Here is a 26,283-nt window from a genome sequence, read left to right on the forward strand (position 1 = left end):
CGCTCTCCCTTCTTCCGTTCGTTGCACTTCCTTCAGTCGGCAAGAAGCATTCGGGATATCACAATACGCTGAATCTCATTCGTACCTTCGTATATTTGGGTCACCTTCGCATCGCGTAGAAACCGCTCTACAGGGAAATCCTTGGTATAGCCGTCGTCTCCAAAAATTTGCACAGCCTCAATGCAGACTTGAACCGCGGTATCACTTGCGAAAAGCTTGGCAATTGCAGCTTGCTTTCCATATGTTAACCCCTTGCTTTCCCGCCAGGCGGCTTGATAGGTAAGCAATCTAGCTGCTTCAATGTGAGTTGCCATATCCGCGATTTTAAAAGCAATCGTTTGCTGCCCACCCATCGGCTTTCCCAGTTGACTTCGTTCTTTGGCATAGGCAATTGATGCATCTAGAGCGCCTTGCGCTATTCCAAGTGCTTGAGCGGCAATTCCGATACGTCCGCCATCTAGGCTCTTCATGGCAATTCGGAAGCCTTCACCTTCCGGTCCTAACAAATTCGCCACAGGAACACAGCAATTCTCAAACCTCAGTTCCATTGTCGGCGATGAACGGATGCCTAGCTTCTTTTCTTTGCTGCCAAAAATGAATCCAGCAGCTCCCTTTTCTACGATAAAGGCGCAGCACCCTTTTTGCCTTTGCTGCAAGTCCGTCATAGCAAAAACAATGTATACCTCCGCCTCCCCTCCATTTGTAACAAATAGTTTGGATCCGTTAAGGACATAACTGTCCCCGTCCTTTATCGCTGTTGTCCTCATCGCTCCAGCATCAGAGCCCGAACCGCTTTCCGTTAAGCTATAGGCTCCTAGCTTCTTACCTTCTGCTAAAGGCCGCAAAAACTTTTGTTTCTGCTCTTCCGTGCCATACTTGTAAATCGCCCAGCTGACTAGAGAGGTATGAACGGAAAGCATAACTCCTGTGGAACCACATACTCTAGAAAGCTCTTCAATGACCATGGCATAGGTCAGAAAATCGGATGCAAGCCCTCCGTACGCTGCAGGCCACGGAATCCCCGTCAAACCAAGCTTCCCCATCTTATCGAACAAATTTCGATCAAATCTCTCTTCTTCATCCCGCTGTGCAGCCGTCGGCTCTACCTCGTTAATCGCAAAGTCACGCACCATGGAACGAATCAAGTTCTGTTCATCCGTATAGGACACATGCATTCGACTGCCTCCTTCGACATGATGGACTTTCCTTCATGTTCTGCCGAGGATATATTCGGTCGATGGATTAAAACTGGGACAAGCTGTAAACGCTTTCAGATCTATGTTTTATATATACACCCTTTTACAAATGCTTATACCTTCGGGGCTGCATGATTTTAATCGATCCTTTGCCATGATAATAATAAGAGCATCCCAAATTGCAGAATAAAGCTATCCGCTACTCCGCTGAAAAATGGAAAGAGCCAGACCTTTGTACGGGTTTGGCTCTTCCAAGTTCATTGTTATTCCATATTTATACCAGTTCATTGACCAGCTGTTGATTTTTTTTGCCAAAAGATATGAAATAAAGTAAAGTGCTTGCTACGACAACTAAGCATAATATCAGAATGAGATTGCCGTACAAGTAGGCTTGTGAGTCTGAAATTAGCGGATGCAGCGGAAAAGCAAGCATCTCTTTCTCCATCACTTTGGCAACGAGTGCCGTCACGACTGCTCCGGAAATCGTTGATGTCATATTGAAAAAGCCCATCCCGACGCCAATTTGCTGAACCGGCAAAATTTGCGTAATCGTTTCCGTTAATGCCGTCTGCATGAAAGAAAATCCGATGTACATCATGATGAGGGCTGCGCCAATGTACCATACCCAAAGTCCGATCGTTGAAGATTGCAGTAGTAGACTAGCAGCGATTAATATCAATCCTAGATATACAACATAATGGCTTCCTCGCTTAACCGTCATATTGCCAGCAACTTTACCAAATACGACCGCGCTTATGGCTCCAGGAAACATAATAAGTCCAATATGTTCTGTGTCTAGGCCGTATATGTTACTTAACATCAGCGGTATGACAAACATGACCGACATCACGGTGCCAAAAATTAGAAAGCCGATGATGAGACCATTTCTGTAAAGAGAATTTGTGAAAAGTGCAGGTTCGACGAACGGCTCCTTCGCTCTGCGAATATGAACAATAAATAGTATAAGTGCTATCAATACAACACCCAAGTAAATCCAATTTCCTTCCGTCGTAAACAAAATCAGCGTTGATATGACTACACCCAATAGTACCGCCCCTACAACATCCAGTTTACCTGCTTTGCGCGGCTCTACGGGCAGAAACTTTTGAAAAAAAGGAATAGCGATTACGACTGGTACCGAAACAAGAAATAAAAAGGCCCAGTGAAACGATCCTGCAATATAACCGCCAAGTACCGGACCGATCCCTATCGCGAATGAAACAGTTGAAGTAATGATACCAAACATTCTCCCCCGTTCTTTCACTGTGAAAAACCGGGCTACCATGACGAAAATCAAGGCTGGGATCGCTGACCCACCTGCCCCTTGTATGGCCCGAGATAAAATGACAGCGGGATACCACGATTGGCATACAAAACCCAATATTGACCCAAAAGCGTAAAGGGAGATCCCTATTGTAATCAATTTTTTGATGCTGTACATATCGGAAAGCTTCCCGAATATGACCATTCCCATTCCGAAGACGATAAAAAAGATCGTGACTACCCAACTTACACCGGAAGCATCCAGACCGAACTGCTTGGCAATGCTTGGGGTGGATACATTAAATACGGATTCATTCAAAACGGCAAAAAAGATGACATAATAAATCCAAAGGACACTTCTCTTTATTTCTGAATTGTCCTCTACAGATTTGGTTTGACTCTCCACAATATGCATTTTGACAGTCTTCCTTCCTCTTTACGAATTTTAAGTTCTTTTCATTGATCTTACTATTCATTTACTCCTCGATTCCCCCCCATTTCTTACCAACTTAGTTTCACCTAAGTGTACCAAACGCACGTTCTCATGTACAGTAGTTTACACAACAAAAATTGTTGTACAACATATATCTTGAAAGCTTAGCCTAACAAAAAAAACTGCCAACTCTCTGTCGTTAGAGAATAAGCAGTCTTTAAAATGCTCCGAATTAATTTACATCCACACGCACTGTAGCAGGAGTAGCCTCGCTATAAATGGTAATTTTATGAGTGCTGTCGTCCATTGGCTTGGCAGTCAGTCTAACTTCAAAGCGGGCGTTCCCATTTTCATCAAATAAATCACTTGTCCCTAGCGTAGTGCCCGCCTTCACAATCTCAAGGTTTGGATTTTGAGGCGATACAACAGGAGACAAGCTCTTTGAAGTGACCTCACTTTGATCAAACTGTTTTTTGATGATCGGGTTCCCATACTGGTCAAACAAATTCAACGAAATGGAAGCCTTATCACCCACATCAATCAATCTTGTTTTCGTATTCGAATAGGTTATTTTGTTCGGTTCAATGAAGCTGAGAACAGGTGCGTTGCCTACTTTGAAGCTTCGAGCTGCACTAAGTTTGCTATTATTCACATAAACGTTTACTGGTAAATAATCATTCATTTGGGAAGTATTCGCTTCTTTAACGTTAGCAATAATAACGAGGTTGCCCCACTCATCCTTTTTAAAATCGGCTGGAGCTGAACCAGCTACGATGGCCGTGAAACCCGACGTTCCAAGGGATGCTGTCTCACCATATTGATTCATCGCCTTCACTCTAATCGTTGCAGCCGAGCTGTTCGCAATGGTTTCTTCAGGATTGACGAAGTTGATTTCAGTCACCTGCTCCGCCTGTGCTCTGAAATAAACTTCATTTCTCGATACCGTCGATGCGTCTAACCCAGAAATAGCAGCTGTATATTCTCCTTCACTAATCGGTGATGATGTGAGTAAAGTAGCCCATTTGACATCATCAGACCAAGTCACTGTTAACGGAACATTCAATGTTCCTTTGCTTAATGTTAGTTTTGCTTTTGTCTTATCAACCGTTTGATTAAACCAAACTTTCACTTTGCTTGCTCCAACAGCTTGTGCACTAACTAATGCTACTTTACCAGGTATGTATTGTTGTTTTGCTTCATAAGCGCCAGTTACCAAGAGTTCGCGGGTAGCAGGCATTTGACCTTCGATTGCACCTATTGTTTCTGGGAGAAGCTTCAAGTTCAATGCAAGTGCTACGTACCCTTTTGCCCAATTAGAGACGGAACCATCCGTTAAGGTCTTATTGACTGCTTCTGCATCCTTACCTAAGATTCGAACCAAGAAAGTTGCTAACTCCTCTTTCGTCACTTGTCCAGCTGGGTTGAAAGCACCCTCGCTAATCCCATTCGTAATGCCAGCTGTCTTCAAAGCTTCAATATAAGGTAATGCATAGCCATTGGCTTGATCGTATGTACTTACATCTGTAAAAGAAGAAACTCTTAAACTAGCATTAATCGGAAGATTCAAGATCATCGCCGCAACTTTAGCGAATTGTGCACGGTTCATTTGACTCTTTAATCCGAAAGTCGTTTCAGTCATCCCATCAAAAATACCCGCACTAATCATCGCATCGAATTTGGCTTTGGTAGCAGCATCTAGTTGGCTCAAGTCCGTGAAGTCAGAGGACGTTTTTCCGAATGCGACAGATGAGAACATGGATAAAGCCATTGTAGATGGTTTTTTTTCATAACGTTTCTTCCTCCTAAGTGTGGATTATGTGTTGATAGGAAATTATACCCAGTTACTTTGAAATCGAAACGAAATGTTTTGAAATATTTTACAATTACCGTCTAGCTTGATACTTGGATAGATTCCAGGAAGGCCATGAATGATCTCCTGAATCTTCTTTAATGCGATCTATCGTTGCTTGTATCGACACCAACTCAGGGTGCTTGGCTTGCAGTTCCTTAAGTGGCGGGACCACGTCGGTTGAGAGTCTCCCCAGATATTCAAGGTCGATGATTCCCGTTCTTTCGTACCGCTCCATGTTATTGATTACGATTCGTTGTTCAATATTCATATAATTCATCACCAGATAGGCCAGGATTGCCGTTGTGATAACAGCTTTTGACAAGGACATCCGCTCCATCCAGATTCGGAAAAAAGCAATAATAAACAGAACACCTAAGAAAATCATGAAACCATGAACGAGTAATCTCGTTTGCGTGAAGCCATAAGCCTCTTCATACAACGAAAGCCTTCCATAAGCGGAAATGAGCATCACGATCGTGCATCCGACGAGCATCGTCAGCAGCCCTTTTCGAATGTTTTCCCCCATTTGACCGCTACGGCGGATCCAATGTAAACCTGGAAACAGCAGCGAGATATTGATGATAGCAACGGCAACAAGCTCGGCAAACCCTCTTCGGGCGTACTCCGCATAGAACACACCATTAGGTAAAAATCCATTCGCAGCTCCGAATAAATAGGAGAACTGAATGATAGCGAACAGTACATAGACAACATTGACACACACCAGCAAAGTACCGGCTGTTATTGGATCAATCCCAATCTTTTTGCTTACAGCGGCAGATTCTTCCCTTAACTCTTGTGGCGTTTGACTGACTTCGAGGACTTTTGGAAAAAGAATTCCCCATAAATAGCAGAACGTGTATAGGGTTATTCCAATCGCAACACCGATACGTACAATCCCCTCAGCCACCGATATTCCGTTGAACCAAAGTGGGATTTCGGTCACCCATGATTGAAAAACACGATCCGCAGAAGCTAACAACCCAACAACGATGAACAATATAGGGGCTGCCAACAAGAGGCCTGCACCAACTTTTCCCATCTTTCCCCAAGCAGAATCCTTTTCGCTCTTTCTACTCGGCAGCCAAGCTTTGATCATCCCAAAAGGTACAGACAAGTAAGCTATCGGTCTGCCAAAGCAATGTCTCAGCAGATCCTGCAGGAATGTTGCATGATACCATGCATGCTTACTATTGCGTGATAAGACAATCGTCTGCATCGCAATGGATAGGGGTAAGGCAAACATATTAAGCGTATGGAACAGATTGTTAGCAAACAATGAATACGTCATAGCAATTAATACAACCGGAACCAGAAGGAACCAACCCGCTTTATTTTGGCCTTCCCACGGTTCAAAGCCGCCTAATCTTCCTTTTATGGCGTAAAAGTAAAGGCTGTAAAAGCCAGCCACACTAATCAGAACAGAGATGCCGGCGGCATGGTCCAAAAACATGTATTGAACCATGAGACCAAATAAACATGCGCACACAAGCATTAAACCGTATTTTCTTTGCCATGGAGCAGGATCTCTCATTGGACTTTTTCTCCTTTGTTTTACAAATGGTAAGGCAGCAAAAGCATTTGTTATTTCCTGCCCTTTATTGTAACCTGTAAAACAAGAACAAAAAGTGTAAGTTTAAATTTCATAATTTCATATTTTATTCCGGAGGCTAAAAGGTGAAAATACGCAAGCATTATTTGACACTTCGACGATCATTTCCCCATATCCATGAAGAACATCCACTTGAAATAACGCTAGAAGAGCTAGCGTTACATTTGGACTGTACGCACCGCAATATGGTGCTGCTTCTCAAGCGAATGCAGCAGGAGCAATGGCTCACATGGCTGCCCAAGAAAGGCCGCGGCAATCGCTCGACCCTTATTTTCCATGCGCGCAAAGAAGATATGCTTTTGGAGGAAGCTAAGGAGTTGGTCGCGAAACAGGATTTGCACTCTGCACTTGAATTACTGCAAGCAGCCGAGCATGCTTCTTCCCTGCGAGAACAATTCCAAGTTTGGTTGTCAGGGCAATTCGGCTTTCGGTCTGAAGTGCAAGGTCAGCGGAGAACGGATATTTTACGCTTCCCACTTACGCAAACGATTCACGCCTTAGACCCTGCAGCCATCCATTATGCGGGGGAATCTCATCTCGTGAATCAGCTCTTCGATGGTCTCGTTCGGATGGATGCCAAAGGAGATCAGATCCTACCGCATCTTGCACACGCGTGGGATGTTGATGATTCGCGTACCTTATGGACCTTCTATCTTCGGAAAGGTGTGCAGTTTCATCATGGCCACGAGATGCTGGCGAGCGATGTGAAATATTCACTTGAACGGCTTGGGCGCTTAGCACCGCGTGGTCTTTACAGCTGGGCTTATGCGGACATCATTGACATTACAACACCAAATGAAACAACAGTCTGCATTCAACTGTCTGAACGCAATGAATTATTTCTCGGATTCTTAACTACTAATCGCGCTTCTATTGTACCAGCAGATGTCTGCGAAGCAGCCGGAGGACTGATGGATAAGTCGCCTATTGGCACAGGACCTTTCCGATTAACTGGGCATGAACAAGGGATATGGATCTTGGAGGCATTCCCTGCGTATTTTCAAGGACGTGGATTCTTGGATCGGGTCGAAGTGTGGACGTTGCCGGAAAATGAACAGACAGAATTATCAGCTCAAAGACAGCCTTTCCAAGTCATGCACAATGTGCGAATTTCAGACATGGAGGCGCAGCGTTGGCAGCAAGTACGACAATCTGGCATGACGACGAAATTCATGACTGTGAATGAGTTGAAAGACGGACCATTAAAGAATCCATTCATTCGCGAGGCACTTCACTTAGCTTTGGATCGACCCTATTTGCTGGAACAGCTCTCAGGCGACGTGATTGAAGCGGCTAATAGCTTCTTCTTGCAATCACAACAAGATACGGATCGTTCCAATCAGTCCGTTGACGCGGGACAGTCAATGGATATCGAACAGCTGCTAGCAGCCGCCGGCTGCCAGTGTGACGTACTGAAGCTGGCGACCATCCCACAATATGAGCAAGATGCGCTCCTCTTGCAGAAAATGTACGCAATGTCCGGAATCACTTTGGAAATCCTGCTCATTCCCGCAGAGGAATTCAAGGGCGAGCTGCGCATGACGGCAGATCTTCTGCTGTTTGCCGTTATGCTAGACGAGCATCGTGAGCTGCGGCTCTACGATATGTACAAGAGCATGCGGCAGCATGCTGCGCCTGATGTGCAGACTATGCTCGATGACAGCTTAGGACAGCTGCGCTCCGAGTCCGACCCGAAACGCAGAATGGCGCTGCTTGAGCAGTTGGAATCCCAGCTCAAACAGCGCCACAGCCTGTTATTTCTATATCGAAAACATCTCAAAACCGCTTACCATCCGTCAATTCGCGGCATTTCCCTCGACTCGCTTGGATGGGTCCGATTTCGCGACATCTGGTTCACCTAGAACCATCCACCCAAGTAAACTATTCGCTCTTCAGTGTAACACCAGCGGGTAATATGCGAACAATGTGCTCGCGAAGCACCACGTTATCGTGCAGTTCATCATTGAAGATGGCAATAATGCCACTATCTTCGCGGGTTCTAATCAAGCGCCCGATCCCTTGTCTAAGCCTTAACAGCATATAAGGAATATCCACCTCTTCATACGGCGAGGTCGAAGCTTGACGCTTCGCATTGAAAACGGGATCTTGTGGAGGAAAAGGCAGCGACCAGACAATGACATTGGACAACGAAGGACCCGGTATATCGAGTCCTTCCCATAGGGTGACGGCAGACAAGACGCTGTGTTCATCCCCCTGGAAAGAGCCAATTAAATGGCTGATTTCTTGATCCCCTTCAAATAAGAATGTCAGGTCCGAACAATCCGAACGGCCTTTGATTTCTCGCTTAAACCGCTGCAGTTCTTCGTGGGTTGGGAACAGAATAAGCGCTCTTCCTTCTGTTCTTTTTAATAACTGAACCGCGGATTCCATCTTTTCTTGAAACGTACCGCCAGACGCCCATTTGGGTGCGATGACTTCCATCCGCTCTGCATAATCAAAAGGAGAATTCACAGAAAATGAAAGATACTTTTCAAGGCCCAAACTGTTAGCCACATAATCGAATGAACCCTCAACAGACAGCGTAGCCGATGAGAATACGATTGGCATTTTGGAAGAAAACACATGCTCTTTCAGCACTTCTTTTACAGTTCTTGGCATAATCACTAGGCTAAGACCTGTAATGCTTTCAGTGGCCCAACAAATGAAGGTTTGATCATTGCGGAACAAAGCCAGCGCTTTCTGCATCATTTCCAAATGTTCTTCCACGATCTTAAGCTGGTAGTCATTTAATGTGAACATTTCACCTTCAAAGACAAGCTCCTCTTCAATCTCCGATAAAATATCACTTAGACGATGGATCTCTCGCAGCAATCGGTCATTGATGACAATCTGTTTACGATCCGATCCAACAATCGGTTGACAGCAGCTTTCAAGCACTTCGAACATAAGCTCGCTTTGCTCAATGGCTCGATCGATACAGACGGCTAACGTCTCGCGTACTTCCCCTTTTAACAAACGAATCACTAATTCCTCGAACACCATATGCTTCAGCTTGTACGTTAATGCTTTCTGAGCGGCCGATTCCATCAGATGTCCTTCATCGAATACAACGGTACAATGATCCGGCAGCAAAGGAAGCTGGCCTTCACGCTTTCTTCCGTCGTACGTCCACACATGTTCCATGTAGAAATCATGCGAGCAGATAATCAGATCCGCCGAACGTCGATACGCTTCACGCGATAACGTTTGGCCGCAGCGATGGCGCTTATCACAAACGAAACAATCCTGATAGGCATCCCAACTCACCTTGTGCCACTGTTCATCATTCAGATGTGGGTAGTTTTTACGGTCCCCATAAGCATGAAAGGTTTGCAGCGCTTCACGTGTGTGAACGAAGTCAGGAAGACCTTCATGCAGCTCTCTGTATAAGCCGATATCCTCGTGACCGAATCGCGCCTCATCAAGCTTGACGAGACATACGTATTGGTCAGGCGATTTGGCAAGTCGTGCATCAATAACAAGATCCAAGTGACGCGATATTTTATCAATATCTCCACCTGGCTTGACCAATTGTTCAATCAAAGATTCATCCGCACAAGCGATGATAGCCGGTTTCTTCATGAAACGCGAGTAACATATCGCATACAATAAATAGACAAGCGTTTTTCCCGTACCAACCCCTGCTTCCGCAAAAATGGTCGATTTCTCAGCAAAAGCTCGTTCTAACTGGAACGCCATGTAAATCTGTTCGTCACGCACCTCGAAGCCCGCTTCAGGTAATACTTCATAAAATATATCCGCAATCCAGTCAGAAACCTGCTGCATGAATGGCTGTGCGTGATCATATGCAAATGGATAACGTCCCACGTAATGTGCCCCCAACAAATAGAATTGAATCAAACTTATATTATCCCACGAATGCCGCGTAAAAGCAAAGGATCGCAAGAAAAAGGAACATAAGAAAAAGGCCCATTCCCCAGCACAATCGCTGCCAAGAATGAGCTCTACCTATTTTACATGCTAAAACGTTCGCGATATCCGCATTTGCGGCATAATTCCTCGACAACTTCACGTCTAGAAAAGCCCTCGAACAATCGGTTCGCCCGCTCACCCTCTACGATTTCGGAGAAAGGCGTTTGGTTGATATTGCCCAAATTAATGACCCCTTCCCCATCCAGACAACAAGGAATCACAGTGCCATCCACAAGAATGCCTGCTTGATTCCGCAATGCGTGACAGAAGCCCGGCCCTTCAATTTCTTCTGCCTTCAAATCCGGCCATTGGAACTCATGATCCTGATTCAGATAAACGCGATCGGCCAGTTTAACACCAGTACCTCGAACGAATTTCTCATCGATTTTGTAATCAAGTTCGAACTCTTTCTCAAGCAATTCCAGCACTTCACGGTTTCGCTGCCGTTCTTGATTCGTCTGATTGTCCGTATCTAGATTCCATAAACGGAATGAGATAATCACATTGGACTTGGCAACGATTTCCTTAGCAAATCGCAGGATACTCGTGACATATCCTTCTTTATCCTCAGATCCTTCATGGCCATCAAAGCTGTGCAAAGAGAAATTCATTTGCCTCAGCGCCGGTTTATCCAGCAGCTTATGTCTATTTTTGTTAATCAGCGTACCGTTGGTTGTGATATTGACCTTGAAGCCTTTCTCATGGCTCAAATCCAGCAGTTCGTCAATCTTCGGATGCAGCAAAGGTTCCCCTTTGACATGCAAATAAATATGATCCGTGTGCGGCTTAATTTGATCTAATATATTAGTAAATGTATCCATTTTAATAAAATTAGCTTGACGCTTCGTCTGTGGGCAGAAGGTGCAAGCCAAGTTACAAACACTTGTAATTTCGATATAAAATTTCTTGAACTTCTTCATTCTATGGCTCCATTTCTAGCTGCGCTCCTATGATATTTGCTATTATACCAAGCAAGCACTATGAAGGAAAGGAATTCAAACAATTAGAAAACCCATTTGACCATCCATCCAATAAAATGAGCAGACGGAATAAGGAAAACTTGCGCTAGCAGTGTTCCCAGAAATCGAGAAGTCATGAGCAGCGCGTAGATCTTACCAAGTTGTCTACGCTGCGATTCGTCATGCAGTGCCTTGTCCGTGATAAGACCTAACTGCGGATCTATGAATATAGTAAGCAAAATCGTAGCAATTCCATTAATAAGTCCGGATGCTTGCGACGCTGTCGTTGCAAATTCAGGTAATAAATGCGCGGCATATAAGGAAGAAAGCACACCAACCGAATAAAAAGCTGTCACCATAATATTAATCAGAAGGAATCGTTTGGGAATCCCCAAGTAACGGAATTGGCTCAGCAGCTTAACATTTGGCTTCTTCAAATATTTTTTCGTGTTCTTCAACTGCGTCACCGTTACACTCGTTATGAGCTTTGGAATCGATCCTGCAATTTCCAACCGGGAAATGACTCGAACGCTGAGATTGATAAAAGACGGGAATAAAGCAATCGCGATCAGTGTGCCAATTGACGAGGCGAATAAACTGATTCGCAAGTATCGTTCCAAATCGAAGGTCGGTTCGATCTTCGCAAAATCAACGAAGTTCGCAGTCATTGGCGCTTGAATTAAATTCGCAGTACGAGATACAAGGACGACAATGCCGACTAAAGAGAGTGCCACGGCCAGCTTGTTCACCCGCACTCCAGCATACCGAATCGAGTATGACAACGTTTCCGCTGTATGGATAATCATCGTCAGAATGAAGACCACTATGAGCGTGTTCGTCATCGTGTGGACTTATCCTCAGAAAGGGCTAGTAATCCGCTGATAACCTCTTCCCAATGTACTTTCATCTCTTCTCTTTGCTCCACGCTGTCCAACTTCTCTTGATGGAAGCTAAATGTTATTTTCCCTGGACTGGCGGCAGGCAGCAGACGAATTTGAAGTGTTGACGCATTCGGGAAGCTAGCAGGCTGCCAAGTCAGTCTAAGCTGCTCCAATGGCTTCACCACACGAAATTCCCCCGTCGTTCCTTCTCGTGTCACAAACTTATGCCCTTTCACAAACTCAACCGACGCTGCATCACCTAACCAAAGCTTTCGCCCTTGAGTTGAAGTCAGCAGCTCCCAAGCTTCCTCTTGGAAAAACGGGAGTGTACGTCTAACACCAATTTGAAAGCCTACCGAAGCTGTCAACCCAACTGGTTTGTTGGTATTCATCTCTTCTTTCCTCCTATCGGGGTTAAATTCCCCGCTTTTATACCGGAAGTCGTTTTCTCATCCAACGAATTTGTCCCCGATGATTTATCTCATCCTCAAACACGTGGTACCACATGAAATAATGGTTGGCTGGCTGGTTCCGCCAGAATGGATACTCCTCATACAACCAATCATCTGTCTTCGTCTTGAAAACCTCATACGTTTTGCTGCGCACCTCGCTCATGATGTTGAGATAATAGTCGAGGTTATTTCCCTTAATTTGGGCTCTTCCTTGATCACCAAGCTCGAGAGCATTGACATCAGTCTACTAATTTGAGGCGTATAGCCTGGTATATCTATGATTAGTAGAAGATTCGGTGTATCGTGCATATGTACTTTCGCTCCTTGTTAAGTCGTTAAGTTTATCTTATTAGATTCGTTCTTTTGGTAGATTTCCCCTGCTATGAGCATTAAAAGCCTCTCTTGAGGCGAAATTAGCTGCACATTTTGCAGGTAATCCCCTCCAAAGGGCGTTCTACGCCTTGTTTTGATGCACATAATGCATGTTGTGAGATTACTTGCCTCCCTCATGGTTGGTCGATAATCCTTATATTTCCATCGTTATATCCAATGACTAATGAACTAACCATGCGAGTAAATAAGCCATTATCAACAACACCTGGAATTAAGTTGATTTGTTTATTTAACTCTATTGGCTTTACTATTTTTTCAAAGTTACAATCTACGATTATGTTTCCGTTATCCGTAAAATACGCCTCATCGTTACTCATTCGTATCCTTGTGCTACACCCTAGTTCCTTTAATTGATTCATTGTTAAATTCGCAGCAAAGGGTACGATTTCGACCGGTAATGGAAATTGGCCTAAATGTTCTACTTGTTTTGATTCATCTACAATTACAAAAAATCTCTTACTATTGATTGCTAGTATCTTCTCTCTTACTAATGCGCCGCCTCCGCCTTTGATTAAGTTTAAATGAGTATCAACCTCATCGGCTCCATCGATTGTTATATCTATCCATTCTATTTCCGAAAATGGAACGATTGGAATTCCTAATTTATTTGCCAATTCTTCCGAATCTCTAGAACTCGCTACGGCACGGATACGAAGCCCTTCCTGTATTCTTTGAGCAATTTTTTGGATTGCCCAGTATGCCGTTGATCCAGTACCTAATCCGACTACCATTCCATCTTCAATAAATTCAACAGCTTTCTCAGCGGCTTGTTTTTTTGGGTTCAGCATTTTCTATATTCACTCCCTGAAATTAGGTTATTGTTTAATTTATTTTGCCCTCAACCTATCTTAATTACAATCTTTGTCAATTGGAAAAGGAGTTCATATATTTTCGTGAAATCCCCACAAATTTCCTTTATGCAAATAAAAAAAGAAGCCCAATCTCTCAGGCTTCTCTACTAATTCATGATGAATGCCGCTCATCGCCATACCATAGTTCCCTGAACGTAGCACTATGCCGCAGCAGTTCCTCCGAATTCCCTTCGGCCTCAATACGGCCGTCCTTCATTACAATGATGTGGTCTGCCCGCGAGAGCGCCGTTTTGCGGTGCGATACGACCAGGCAGGTCGCATCGCTGCGACGCTGGAACATCCGCTCCCACAGCTTCTGTTCCGTCTCGACGTCGAGTGCGCTCGACAGGTCGTCGAACACGTACAGCTCGGCGTCGCGCACGAGCATGCGCGCTGCAGCCGTCCGCTGCGCTTGCCCGCCGGAGAGCTTCACCCCACGCGGGCCGATGACGGTGTCCAGCCCGCCAGGCAGCTGCGCGACGTCGAACTCCATCACCGCCGCGTGTAGAGCCTGCTGCAAGCTATCGCCTTGCTCCGCTTGCCCAAGCAAAATATTGTTTCGCAGCGTATCGCTGTATAGCCGCGGCACCTGCGCGGTATAAGCGCTCCGCGGCGGTGTAAAGAATGTGCCCGGATCTTCAACGGGCACACCATTCCACGCAATCGTTCCCTTTCCCTTGGGCAGCAGCCCAAGGAGCGAGCGAACAAGCGTGGTCTTGCCCGAACCAATCGTTCCGGTAATAACGGTGAACGACCCTCTTTTCAAGCTGAAGTGAATGTCCGAGATCCCTCTGCCTGTATCAGAGTAAGCGTAGCTCAGTCCATTCACATCAAGCCGCTGCAGCGAGGCCTCAAGCCCGGTTTCATGACTGAATCCTTCCTCTAACTTTGCTCCAACCGCGTATTCACGCTCGAATCCTACTTCTAACTTTACCTTACTCGCACCTTCACTCTCGAGTCCTTCGACCCTCTTTACCCCACCCAGACTCTCTCTTCCATTCTGAGCCGAAGGGATATCGGACACAGTAGCCTCCGCTACTTTACTCTCCGCCTTCAAATGCAGCGAATTAACGATCGTAAGAACCTTAGCTGATGCCCCCTGCAAAAGAAACGTCAATCTCTCCAGCGACACACTCATCTGCTTAAAATATGTAATAAATTTACCCACATTCGTAATAAACTGCGTAACAAAAGTTAAATAGTACACGAATAAAGCGAAATCTCCGACAGTAAACGTCCCGGCTCTCATTTTAGTTCCCGCGAGCAATAGAATGAGTCCCGTCCCTAAATTAACCGAGTTAGAAAACACCGAATCCAGCAGTTCACCCATGAGCCGATCCTTCAGCATCGCTTTCCTGCGGTCGTCACCGAAGCTGCTGAACCGAACGATCACTCGTTTCTCTGCACCGGCGACTTGTATCGCCTGCACATTGCCGAACATTTCGCTAATCTCTCCCGTTACCTTAGACGTTGCTTCACGGCTAGCTGCGCGATATTTCTGTAAGCGAACAGTCGCTAACTGCGCAGCTGATATAACAAGAACAATCGGCATAAACACAAGCAGAGTCATTTGAGCATCAATCCGAATCAGGATATAGCCCGATACGAGGGCAAAACAAGTCATCCCGAAAACATCGACCGACCAGCTTGCTGCCTCTTCCGATTGATCAACATCATCTCGGAAATGGCTAATCGCTTCCCCCGGAGAAACGGGAATGGCCTGTGCCCCCGGCTGTTTTAATACATGCTCAAGCAGATTCCGTCTAAGCAGCATCCCCATACGAAAGCGGAAATTAACATCCGTAATAAAACCGATAACAATCAGCATGATTCGCCCTAAGGCGGCAGCCATCAACAAAGCGATAAGTCCCCATACACCATAACCAAGCGCTGACGTACCTGTCAGGGAATCGAAAAACTCTTTCGTTATAAGGCCAGGCGCAATCGGCGCCAAATAGATAACGGTCCAAGCAATGGCGTTAACCAGATACCGTATTGGCCGGTACATAATAAGCCGCCACAAATATTGATACGTATTCATGCCAACACCTCCTCTAAGCCTGTGGCAAGTAACTGGCTGAAGCGAGAATTCGGATCTGCGGCCAGATGCTCTCTTTTACCCGATTCCAACACGCGTCCATTATCCAGAATAAGAATGTGGTCTGCTCGTTGAACGGTTGTTAGACGATGGGCAATCATGATACAGGACCGCTGTGTCAACAGCTTAGAAACTGCTTTTTCCATACGCTGCTCCGTCAATGGGTCAAGTCTGGAAGAAGCTTCGTCCATGATTACAAGTCCGGGGTTCGTTAAGAACACCCGTGCGAAGGCTAGCAGCTGTGCTTCTCCTGCAGACAGGCTTCCTCCTCCGGAGGCTAAACCTGTATTTAGCCCTTCAGGCATGGCTTCATACCACGCTCCGAGTCCTAGCTCCTTGAGTACATCAATAATTTGTTCGTCCTTGATCGAATCGTCGTAGAAGGTTAAGTTATCTCGAATGGTCCCTTGCATAATTTCAATATTTTGCGTCACCAGGGCTACACGTTTACGTAGATCAACTAACTTACAGCTCCGGATATCCGTACCACCAAGCGTGATACTTCCACTTTGAGGATCGTAAAAGCGAAGCAGCAATCTTGCCATTGTTGACTTTCCGCTCCCCGTGCGGCCAAGGAGTCCTAGGACTTCTCCTGGTTTCATAGTCAGATTTAACCCCTCAATTGTAGGCTGATCCCCATCATAACTAAACGTGACATCATGGAATTCAACGCTAAGCGGCCCCTCCGGTAACGCAGCTCCAGGTCCATCCTTAATCTCAGACTGGATAGCAAATAGCTCACGAATACGTGATATACTAGCGTCTGCCTTTTGTAAATCTTCCATTTGCGTACGAATCTTTTCAATCGGCTTGGCTAATAATTCCGTATAAAAGAAAATCAGATACACAGTACCTAGAGAGATATGCTGGGTGTGCCACAGATAAGCGCTAATACCAAACGCCATGGCGTTGCCAAGCGCAAATACGAAAATAGACATGTTCCACATCGCACAGAAACCGAGAAAGGCTTTCACCCGAAGCGGCAGCATTTTTCTAAGCATCGTATAGAAGCGATTCATAACGAACCCGACTGCACCATTGGCGCGAATATCTTCAGTTCCCTCCAAATGCTCACCAATAAAACCATAAAACTCTGCGTTCGCCTGCCGCCATCCCGCCCAAACTGGAACAGCAAATTTACGGATCCACTGAATCATAAAGACCGCAAATACAACGAAAAAGGCCATCCCCGCGCCAATCAACCAATTTTCCCGCAGCAACAAAATAATAATACCAGCCATTAAGAGCAGATTACCCAATAAATGAATGATCATGCTCGAGAAGAAATTAGCTAGTGCATTCACATCCCCATCCACACGTTCGATGAGCGAGCCGGATGTATGTGATTTATGAAATGACATATCCAGTGATAGACAATGAGCGGCAAGATCCACTCGTAGCTTATTCGTAGTTTTCCACCCTACATTTTCACTAAAATAGGTAGCAATGACGGATACAAGCTGCTGCACAAGCGCAAAGCCAATAAACATAATCGCGGCTGTAATCAGTGGCTGCATCGCCCCTTGCGTTTGAGCGGTATCGATGAAATAGCGAATAATTTGCGGGTTGATGAGTTGAAGACCAATAGATGCGAATAATAGCATCGTCAATATAATGAGCGTACCCTTTTGGGGGAACAAATATCGGCTAAGCAGCTCCGCATATTGTCCCATCGTGTTATGCTTTTTTTGTTTATGCTTCATATAGGAAGCGTCCTCCACTAATAATTAATGACATTAATATTTAACATTACTAATTAATCAAACCATTTCTTATTTCGGAAAAACATATACATACCGAAACCAATGCCGAACATAATAAATAGAACAATAAAATATCCCCAACGCCAAGTAAGTTCCGGCATATTTTGAAAATTCATTCCGTATATCCCAGCAATAAATGTCAGAGGCATGAAAATCGTCGTTATCACCGTTAAAGTCTTCATAATTGTATTCATACGGTAGGAATTTATGGAAACATAACTATCTCGTATATCCGCAGTTAAATCACGATTGGAGTCAATAATTTCTGAGAGCTTAAGCAGATGGTCGTAGATGTCTGTAAAATAGACGACATGTTCTTTAAGTCCTTCAATTTTTTCGGTATTAATAACACGATAGAGCAGATCTCTCATAGGAACAATTGTCTTTCGAATCTTTAATAGCTTAGCTCTTATTTCAAAAATTTCGTTCATTAAGATGTGAACAGGAACACTTTTACCTCTTACTTCGATTTCATCTAACTGATCTTCGATTTGATATAGACTAGGGAAATATTCATCTACGAGCTTATCTATAATTAAATAGGCCGTGTATACAATACCTTTCTCAACAAACTTTTGTTGATCTGCCATCCGATGCCATGCCTCATCAATTTCCTTAGACGGTGAATAGTGAAAGGTAACGATGAAATTAGTACCCCAGAATAAGTCCACCTCTTCCGCAGCTAACGTTTCAGGATGCAAAGCATGAAGGACAAAAAAATGAGTATCATTGTAATGATCTAGTTTAGGTCGCTGCAGATAATGATAGCAATCTTCTATAGCCAGTGGATGAAATTGAAAGTGCTTTTGTAAGAGTAGGGCTTCCTCCTTGGAAGGCGCATTAAAATCTACCCAGTACCGATCTATATTTGAATTTTTAAGATCATCTAATGAGGATAGATGGATAATCTCCTGTTCTTCGTTAACAGCCAATATTCTAATCACTAGTGTCTCCTCCTTAATTCCCTATTCATTAACCTACAACAACGATTAATGCTTGTCCATACACAACGGCAAAAAAGCCGCAATCACTCGCGGCCCTCATTCTCTATATTCTTTTATAACTCATTTTAAAAATAACGCGATGTCATCATCTTTTTCTTCGTATAAAACTCTACACCATCTTTGCCATTGGCATGCAAATCTCCATAAAATGAGTCTTTCCAGCCCGAGAATGGGAAAAAGGCCATCGGAGCTGGTACACCAACGTTCACGCCAAGCATCCCCGCCTCCACTTCCTCACGAAATTTGCGAACAACTTTGGCATTTTCCGTATAGATGACTGCCGAGTTGCCGAATCGCGATTGATTCACAAGCAGCAGCGCTTCGTCCAGATCCTCAGCACGGAATAGGGATAATACCGGACCAAATATTTCTTCTTTAGCAATGGTCATATTTGGTTTCACATGATCGAATACCGTAGCTCCAAGAAAAAATCCTTCAGCCGAATAAGCCTCCGCATTTCTTCCATCTAATAGAAGCTCCGCTCCCTCCTCTATCCCTTTGTCAATAAAGGCTTCAATCCTGGTGCGCTGTTCGCTTCGAATGATCGGTGTGAGTGTAACTTCTTCATTCATCCCATTGCCAAGCACCATATTACGTGCCGCATGAAGAAGCAAGCTCACGAAATTCTCCCCATCCCCAACAACGACAACCGCCGAGCAAGCCATGCATCTCTCCCCTGCGCTTCCAAAGGAAGACATGATAATATTCTCAATCGATTTTTCAACGTGGGCATCTGGCATCACGATATGATAATTTTTGGCCCCTGCCAGCGCTTGCACACGTTTACCTGCTGAAGAAGCCTTCTCATAGACATATTTCGCAACCGGCTGCGAACCTACGAATGAAATTGCTTTTACAGCAGGCGTAGTAGATAAGGCATTAACGACATCATGTGCACCATGGACGACATTCAACACCCCATCAGGGAGCCCAGCTTCTTGAAAAAGTGACGCTAATTTCATTGCAGTAAGTGGCGTTCGCTCTGACGGCTTTAACACGAACGTATTTCCACAAGCAATGGCCAAGGGAAACATCCAACATGGCACCATCATCGGAAAGTTAAAAGGAGTTATCCCCCCAACTACACCGAGCGGCATCCGAAAAAGCTCCGAGTCCATATCGGCGGATATGTTAGCCAATGTCGAACCCATCATATGCGATGGCGTTCCTGCTGCAAATTCTACGCATTCGATCCCACGGAGCACCTCACCTAACGCTTCTTTATAGCTTTTACCATTCTCAGACGTAATAAGCTCTGCAAGTTCTTGCTCATGTTCCTGCAATAAATGCCAGTAGTGAAACAATACTCTTGCCCGTTTGGGCATAGGTGTTCTGCTCCATGATTCGAAGGCTGTTTGTGCCGCTAGAACAGCATTTTCGACGTCTTCGGAAGAAGAATGCGGCACACGAGCGATGATTTCTCCTGTTGCCGGATTAATCACATCACCTACTAAACCGCTTTCTGAATCGATCCAAACACCATTTACGAAATTTTGTAAGAGTTTCATACTCGTTCAGCTCCTGGTAGGAAGAATTTTTCCCAAAAGTCTTTGGACACATTGTATAATAGGTGAAATTACTATTTCGCTCTGCTACGTCAACTTTCCTTACATGAAGGTGGTGAACTCGCTTGGTACAGACACTCTTACAATTAACAGTGAAAGATATTTTGCAGAGACCCCTATTCCACAAAGCAGAAGCCATCGCAAGCGAAGAAGCTTTGAACCGGAAAGTACGTTGGGTACATATTATGGAAGTGACCCAAGTCGGCCATCTTCTCAATGGGAATGAGCTTATTCTAAGCACAGGCATTGGTTGGCATGATAACGAGGAGCTTAGTCTCTCCTTTTTGCAGCAGTTGATCGACAGCGGCGCTTCAGGATTATGTATCGAGCTCGGCACGTATACGAAACAGCCGCTTGAACGGATGAAGAAGCTCGCCACCAAAGAGAACTTTCCACTTATCTTTTTCCACGAAGAAGTACGATATATTGACATCACGCAGGACCTACATGCCTATTTCATCCATCAGCATCACAAAATGGTGTCAGACCTGGAATCCCTCTCCACCCAGTTGAATCAGTTACTTCTCTCGGGGAAAGGACTGCAGTCCCTCTTAAAGCTGCTGCATCAAACGACACACTCACAAGTCGCCTTCTTTCCCTTCGGCGCAGAGGCGCAGTTCGTCCCTAGCATGCCGAAAACGAAGGCCGATGCCTTTTATGAGAAATGGATTTATGGCGAGATCTTTCAACTTCCTAACGCCAAAAGCAAGCTGGCCCATCGCCCTATTCTAGCCTTGGAACATTTGTTCGCAGATTTACTTTTATATGCCGATCAAGAACTCAGTGAATTTCAAATCCTCGCCTTAGACAGGTTTGCAACGGCCATTGCACAAGAAATGATGCGCACGAAATATATGGAGGAGAAAACGCGGTACAAACAGAATCTCTGGGTCACTGATTGGCTGAACGGCAAACATACAGGGCAAGAAATTCGCGATTATATGTCCTCCATCAAACCCTCCATGAAGCTGAACCAAACCATCGTCTGTCTATTTGACATCGTCTCAACTGCCGAATCATCAAAGGACTATGAAGATCTCCTTTTACAGAAGCAGATGATCGCCCGCGCCTTATTCGAAGGTGAAGGTTTCTATCTCATGCCAACCGTCATACAGGATCAAATCGTATTCATCCTACTTGATCAATTGCCTGCTATGCCATGCAATGAACGAATCTCCAGAGCCATACAAAGACTTCAAAAATCAGAGGCTAATCAAGAAACAATCTTGTTCTCCCCTTGGTTCGGTATCGGGAAAACATTAAGTGACCCAACTTGCGTTAAGGAAAGCTATGAGACCGCCCAAGAAACAATTGAGATTCAGAAAGATACCGGTATGCTTGAAAGTCCTTTCTATCATGAACAGCATGTGAACAAAGTGATTCTTAAAATGAAACAAACCGGTATGCTGGAGTCGTTCATCGATGAATACATCGGGAAATTAACTCATTATGATCGTGAGAAAAATGGACAGCTTCTGAAGACATTGAACGTATATTTAGCGCTATGCGGATCCAAACAGGATACAGCCAAGGAGCTGTTTATCGTCCGGCAAACCCTTTACCATCGTCTGGACAAAATAGCAGCGCTGCTTGGTGACGATTACATGCATCCACACAAGAGGATTGCCATTGAGCTCGCCCTCCACGGCTATGAATACATGCATGGCGCGATCGTTTAAGCCTGCGTTTGTTCTTGTTTAAGGAGCAATGATACATAATACTTCCTAGCATTGGCCGTCGTTAGATGGAGATTCGCCGTTTCACCGCCGGGATGTTCGAGATCGAGCCATGCTCCCTCCAGATCTTCCTTCACCCCGACGATTTTGAACTTCTGAGCCACGAAGTCATCCAATTTCTGCTTTTCTAGCTTAAATTGTGCAAACTCAGACATGTGTGGCTCCCCCTTTGACAGCTTCTTCTTTCTTCGATTTTTCAACGCCTGAAGCTGCATGGTACGTATCTCGTTTCACGAATTGCCCGGCACCTGCTGTGCCAACGAATTGTTTATTCCGGATGACGTATTCGCCTCGAGACAGTACAGTTACAGGCTCCCCTGTGATCACTATGCCTTCAAATGGATTGTAGTCCACATTCATATGGTGTGTTTCAACTGAGAGCGTCCGCGTCACGTTCGGATCAAAGAGGACAATATCCGCATCACATCCTACAGCGATGGTCCCTTTTTTGGGAAATAAGCCAAAAAGCTTCGCAATTCGCGTAGATACGATATCTACGAACTGATTCAATGTGATGCGGCCCTTCACTACGCCTTCTGAATATAGGATAGAGAATCGATCCTCAATGCAGGGCCCTCCATTCGGGATTTTGCTGAAATCACCTAGCCCCAAGTCTTTTTGCCCGTTAAAGTTAAAAGAGCAGTGATCAGATCCGAGTGTCTGGAGCTGTCCATTTTTCAAAGCGGTCCACAGAGCTTCTTGGTGATACTGCGGTCTCAGCGGAGGCGACCATACGTATTTCGCCCCTTCGAAATTCGGCTTTTCCAAATAGGTCTGATCCAGCATCAAGTACTGCGGGCACGTTTCCCCCCAGATATCAACGCCCTGATTCCGCGCTTCGGCAATTTGCTGTACGGCTTCTTCGCAAGTCACATGAACGACATAGAGCTGAGAGCCTGCCAACGCGGTAAGCTTAGCCGCACGCCCAGTCGCTTCTCCTTCAATTAAAGATGGTCGCGTTAGTGCATGGTAAATCGGATCCGTATTTCCCGCTTCCAGCGCTTCTTTAATCAAATATTCAATCACATCGCCATTCTCGGCGTGCACCATGACAAGAGCTCCGTGCCGCTTTGCCTCGAGCAATGTCCGATACAGCGTGCCGTCGTCGGCTTGGAACACATTTTTATAAGCCATAAACACTTTGAGTGAAGTGATCCCCTCTTCGTGAATCATTTTCGGCAGCTCGGCCAGCACCTCATCGTTGATCTCCGCAATCATTAAGTGAAATCCATAGTCGATGACGGCTTTACCTGCGGCTTTTTGATGCCAAGTTTGAACAGACTGACTTAACGGTCTTCCTTTATTCGTTAAACAAAAATCAATGATTGTCGTCGTTCCACCGAAAGCAGCTGCTCTTGTACCCGTCTCGAAATCATCAGCTGTAACCGTGCCGCCAAAAGGCATGTCAAGATGAGTATGCGGGTCAATACCGCCTGGGAACACATAATGACCCGAAGCATCTACAATCTCTGCCCCGTCTTTGGAGAGGTTCAGACCAATTTGCGTAATGATCCCTTTCTCGATAAGGACGTCTGCCTGATACTGATCAGAAGCCGTCACGACCGTTCCGTTCTTAATGAGTTTGGACATGGTTACACAGCCTCCTTCTTGGTGGAATCTTCGCCTTCCGACAGCTTGCCGATAGCCTCCTGCCTCTCGTTCCAAGTCATTGGCGCATCATTTCCTGATACCTCAATCATAGAAATGGCACCATCAACAGGACAAACAATCGCGCATAAGTTACATCCTACACAATCTTCTTCACGTACTTGCAAATAGGACTGACCCTGATCATCGGTCAACATATCAATGCATTGATGAGACGTATCCTCACAAGCAATATGGCATTTGTTGCAGTTGATACAGGTATCCGTGTCAATTCTTGCCACGACCGCATAATTCAAATCCAAGTTCCCCCAATCGGAGTAACGCGGAACGGATTTCCCGATTAATTCGGTGACGCTGGCGAGACCTTTTTCATCCAAATAGTTGTTCAAACCATCGATCATATCCTCCACAATGCGGAAACCATGGTGCATCGCCGCCGTACATACTTGAACGCCTGTCGCGCCCATCAGCATGAACTCAACGGCATCTCGCCAATTGGAAATACCGCCAATACCAGAAATAGGCACGCCAACCTCTGGATTTCGCGCACAATCAGCAACCATATGGAGGGCTATTGGTTTAACTGCCGGTCCGCAATATCCGCCATGAGAGCCCTTGCCCCCGACATGAGGAATCGTGTTCCACGAATCGATATCCACGCCAGCTAGTGAGTTGATCGTATTGATCAACGAGATCGCATCCGCTCCGCCTCGAACCGCCGCCTTAGCGGTGCTCGTGATATCTGTGATGTTCGGTGTCAGCTTCACGATGACCGGCGTCGTCGCCGCTTCCTTCACCCACATCGTCTGCACCTCCACGAGATCCGGCTGCTGCCCCGAAGCAGCGCCCATGCCGCGTTCAGCCATGCCGTGCGGGCAGCCAAAGTTCAGCTCCAAGCCGTCTACACCGACAGCTTCGACCTTTTTCACAATCTCATGCCATTTCTCTCGGTTCGGCTCAACCATCAGGGATACAACGATCGCATGATTCGGAAAACGCTTCTTCGTCTCATAAATCTCTTTGAGATTGATCTCGAGCGGTCGGTCCGTGATAAGTTCAATATTATTGAAGCCTGCAACGCGTTGTCCGTTGAAATGAATAGCCGCAAAGCGCGAAGATGTATTAATGATTGGATCACCAAGTGTTTTCCAAACCGCTCCACCCCACCCCGCTTCGAAAGCGCGCTGAACTTGATAGCCTGTGTTTGTCGGTGGCGCCGATGCCAACCAGAACGGATTAGGTGACACGATACCTGCCAGATTTATGCGTAAATCAGCCATGTTGAATCCCTCCCGATCCATTTAGATAGTCGTTAAGCCGATGCATGTTCCCTTTTCACCAATTGATTATAAATAGCATAAGCCGTTTGTTTGCCTTGCTGAGCCGCCGATACAACCATCGCTTCTCCCTGTCCTTCTCCGAAAATGACGTCACCTGCTGCATACACCTTGGGATTGGACGTTTGACCTGTTAACGGATCAACCGTAACGGTTCCTCGCGTATGTGCAAGTTCAAATTGATCAATGAGGGAACCGTGCCTCGTCTGCCCAATCGCCTTAATAACGGCATCCACCTCAATGATGAATTCTGAGCCTTCAATGGGAACCGGACGTTTGCGTCCCGCATCCACATCCACAAGCTCCATTCGCAGGCACTCTAAAGCCACAACGTTTCCATTCGCATCTCCTATGATCCGTTTTGGAGCCGTAAGCCACTGAAACGCAACGCCATCCTGCTTTGCGAAATCATATTCAAAATCATACGCAGTCATCTCTTCCTGCGTACGCCGATACACAATTTGCACCTTTTCTGCTCCTAGCCTCACTGAGCACGTGGCCGCATCAATGGCTGTATTCCCAGCTCCAATGACCGCCACCCGCTTCCCAATAAAGGATGTATCCAACAATTGTTCTGTCTTCGTGGATTCCACAAAATCAATGGCATCGTATACGCCCGTCAAGGCTTCGCCGTCAATACCGAGCATCGGAACCTTTGACATACCCACAGCCAGAACAACAGCATCATAGTCGCCAAGTAAATCTGCACTGCTTATATCTATGCCAACTCGTGTGTTCATATGGAATTCCACACCTAACTGTCTAACCTGCTCGACTTCCCATAGTGAAATTTCCTGGGGCAGCCTGAACGATACGATCCCGTAGGTATCTAGCCCTCCGGCCTGCTCCTTCGCCTCAAACACCGTAACCTTGAACCCAAAGCGAGCAAGCTCCCGAGCTGCCGACAAACCAGCAGGCCCGCCTCCAATCACAGCAACCGACTTCCCATTACTTGTCCCGGCCTTGAACAATATTTGTTCATTCTTGATAGCCCAATCCGTCGCATAGCGCTGTAAGTTACCAATCAGGATAGGCTTGGACGAATGATTGAGTACACAAGCCCCTTCACAAAGCTCCTCTGTAGGACACACCCTTGAACAAGAGGCCCCTACCGGATTCGCTTCCATGATTGTACGTGCGGAGCCTTTGAGATTGCCGGAAGCAATCTTTTTGATAAAAGATGGAATATCAATCCCTGTTGGACAGGCACGAATGCAAGGAGCATCATAACAAAATAAGCAGCGGTTCGATTCCTCGATCGCTTCTTTCGGCTTCATGCCGGATTTGACCTCGGCGAAATTGCGTTTTAAATCGGTTAAGGAAATAAATGTTGAACTCATCTTCGCT

General features: G+C 45.6%; 19 protein-coding genes. 2 read left to right on the forward strand and 17 right to left on the reverse strand.

Translation table 11 applies throughout. The annotated features are described in order from the left end of the window. Positions 1-32 precede the first annotated feature (32 nt). The 4 genes from QFZ80_RS16815 to QFZ80_RS16830 form a co-directional block, all read right to left on the reverse strand. Positions 33-1,175: an acyl-CoA dehydrogenase gene (locus QFZ80_RS16815; RefSeq protein ID WP_307560096.1), complete on the reverse strand. Its 1,143-nt coding sequence runs from the start codon at positions 1,173-1,175 to the stop codon at positions 33-35. A 295-nt stretch (positions 1,176-1,470) separates the two neighbouring features. Beyond that, the gene (locus QFZ80_RS16820) at positions 1,471-2,874 is read right to left on the reverse strand and encodes an MFS transporter (protein WP_307545219.1); all 1,404 of its coding nucleotides are present in this window, start codon (positions 2,872-2,874) and stop codon (positions 1,471-1,473) included. A gap of 250 nt (positions 2,875-3,124) precedes the next feature. Further along, positions 3,125-4,660: an S-layer homology domain-containing protein gene (locus tag QFZ80_RS16825; RefSeq protein ID WP_307560099.1), complete on the reverse strand. Its 1,536-nt coding sequence runs from the start codon at positions 4,658-4,660 to the stop codon at positions 3,125-3,127. Between the two features lie 115 nt (positions 4,661-4,775). Continuing rightward, positions 4,776-6,278 (reverse strand): DUF4153 domain-containing protein, encoded by a 1,503-nt coding sequence (locus tag QFZ80_RS16830; RefSeq protein WP_307560101.1) that lies wholly within the window; start codon positions 6,276-6,278, stop codon positions 4,776-4,778. Positions 6,279-6,421: 143 nt separating this feature from the next. Here QFZ80_RS16830 and QFZ80_RS16835 point away from each other — a divergent pair, with 143 nt between their 5' ends. Then, entirely contained in the window at positions 6,422-8,218 is a 1,797-nt protein-coding gene (locus tag QFZ80_RS16835) for an ABC transporter substrate-binding protein (RefSeq protein WP_307560103.1), read from the forward strand. A gap of 19 nt (positions 8,219-8,237) precedes the next feature. Here the strand turns inward: QFZ80_RS16835 and QFZ80_RS16840 are convergent, their stop codons facing one another. The 9 genes from QFZ80_RS16840 to QFZ80_RS16880 form a co-directional block, all read right to left on the reverse strand. Continuing rightward, on the reverse strand, positions 8,238-10,184 hold the full coding sequence (locus QFZ80_RS16840; RefSeq protein ID WP_307545211.1) for an ATP-dependent DNA helicase: 1,947 nt from the start codon (positions 10,182-10,184) through the stop codon (positions 8,238-8,240). A gap of 146 nt (positions 10,185-10,330) precedes the next feature. Next, positions 10,331-11,209 (reverse strand): radical SAM/SPASM domain-containing protein, encoded by an 879-nt coding sequence (locus QFZ80_RS16845; protein WP_307545209.1) that lies wholly within the window; start codon positions 11,207-11,209, stop codon positions 10,331-10,333. Between the two features lie 83 nt (positions 11,210-11,292). Next, positions 11,293-12,090 carry a lipid II flippase Amj family protein gene (locus QFZ80_RS16850; protein WP_307560105.1) on the reverse strand — a complete coding sequence of 266 codons (798 nt, stop codon included), beginning with the start codon at positions 12,088-12,090 and terminating at the stop codon, positions 11,293-11,295. Then, positions 12,087-12,521, reverse strand: a complete 435-nt coding sequence (locus QFZ80_RS16855; protein WP_307560107.1) for an SRPBCC domain-containing protein — start codon at positions 12,519-12,521, stop codon at positions 12,087-12,089. The genes QFZ80_RS16850 and QFZ80_RS16855 overlap by 4 nt, the downstream gene beginning before the upstream one ends. A gap of 566 nt (positions 12,522-13,087) precedes the next feature. Then, positions 13,088-13,759: a ribose-5-phosphate isomerase RpiA gene (gene rpiA / locus QFZ80_RS16860; protein WP_307564142.1), complete on the reverse strand. Its 672-nt coding sequence runs from the start codon at positions 13,757-13,759 to the stop codon at positions 13,088-13,090. A 178-nt stretch (positions 13,760-13,937) separates the two neighbouring features. Then, the gene (locus tag QFZ80_RS16865; RefSeq protein ID WP_307560109.1) at positions 13,938-15,866 is read right to left on the reverse strand and encodes an ABC transporter ATP-binding protein; all 1,929 of its coding nucleotides are present in this window, start codon (positions 15,864-15,866) and stop codon (positions 13,938-13,940) included. Then, positions 15,863-17,626, reverse strand: coding sequence for an ABC transporter ATP-binding protein (locus tag QFZ80_RS16870; protein WP_307560111.1), 1,764 nt, complete (start codon positions 17,624-17,626; stop codon positions 15,863-15,865). The genes QFZ80_RS16865 and QFZ80_RS16870 overlap by 4 nt, the downstream gene beginning before the upstream one ends. Positions 17,627-17,679: 53 nt before the next feature. Continuing rightward, positions 17,680-18,630 carry a magnesium/cobalt transporter CorA gene (corA, locus tag QFZ80_RS16875; RefSeq protein ID WP_307545204.1) on the reverse strand — a complete coding sequence of 317 codons (951 nt, stop codon included), beginning with the start codon at positions 18,628-18,630 and terminating at the stop codon, positions 17,680-17,682. A 125-nt stretch (positions 18,631-18,755) separates the two neighbouring features. Beyond that, a complete protein-coding gene (locus QFZ80_RS16880) occupies positions 18,756-20,198 on the reverse strand; it encodes a CoA-acylating methylmalonate-semialdehyde dehydrogenase (RefSeq protein WP_307560113.1) in 1,443 nt (480 codons plus the stop codon). Between the two features lie 122 nt (positions 20,199-20,320). On the opposite strand from QFZ80_RS16880, the gene QFZ80_RS16885 reads away from it, so the two are divergent. Next, complete coding sequence (locus tag QFZ80_RS16885) at positions 20,321-21,934, forward strand: PucR family transcriptional regulator (RefSeq protein ID WP_307560115.1); 1,614 nt, start codon at positions 20,321-20,323, stop codon at positions 21,932-21,934. Here the strand turns inward: QFZ80_RS16885 and QFZ80_RS16890 are convergent. From QFZ80_RS16890 to QFZ80_RS16905, 4 genes are read right to left on the reverse strand one after another with little or no spacing between them, the layout of a single operon-like run. Next, a complete protein-coding gene (locus QFZ80_RS16890; RefSeq protein ID WP_307545201.1) occupies positions 21,931-22,146 on the reverse strand; it encodes a hypothetical protein in 216 nt (71 codons plus the stop codon). The genes QFZ80_RS16885 and QFZ80_RS16890 overlap by 4 nt on opposite strands. Then, positions 22,139-23,581: a dihydropyrimidinase gene (gene hydA / locus QFZ80_RS16895; RefSeq protein WP_307560118.1), complete on the reverse strand. Its 1,443-nt coding sequence runs from the start codon at positions 23,579-23,581 to the stop codon at positions 22,139-22,141. The genes QFZ80_RS16890 and hydA overlap by 8 nt, the downstream gene beginning before the upstream one ends. A 2-nt stretch (positions 23,582-23,583) precedes the next feature. Beyond that, positions 23,584-24,879, reverse strand: coding sequence for an NAD-dependent dihydropyrimidine dehydrogenase subunit PreA (gene preA / locus QFZ80_RS16900; RefSeq protein WP_307545199.1), 1,296 nt, complete (start codon positions 24,877-24,879; stop codon positions 23,584-23,586). A gap of 32 nt (positions 24,880-24,911) precedes the next feature. Continuing rightward, the gene (locus tag QFZ80_RS16905) at positions 24,912-26,276 is read right to left on the reverse strand and encodes an NAD(P)-dependent oxidoreductase (protein ID WP_307560120.1); all 1,365 of its coding nucleotides are present in this window, start codon (positions 26,274-26,276) and stop codon (positions 24,912-24,914) included. Positions 26,277-26,283: the final 7 nt, after the last annotated feature.

The sequence above is a fragment of the Paenibacillus sp. V4I7 genome (assembly GCF_030817275.1).
In the GTDB taxonomy this organism is placed as follows: domain Bacteria; phylum Bacillota; class Bacilli; order Paenibacillales; family NBRC-103111; genus Paenibacillus_E.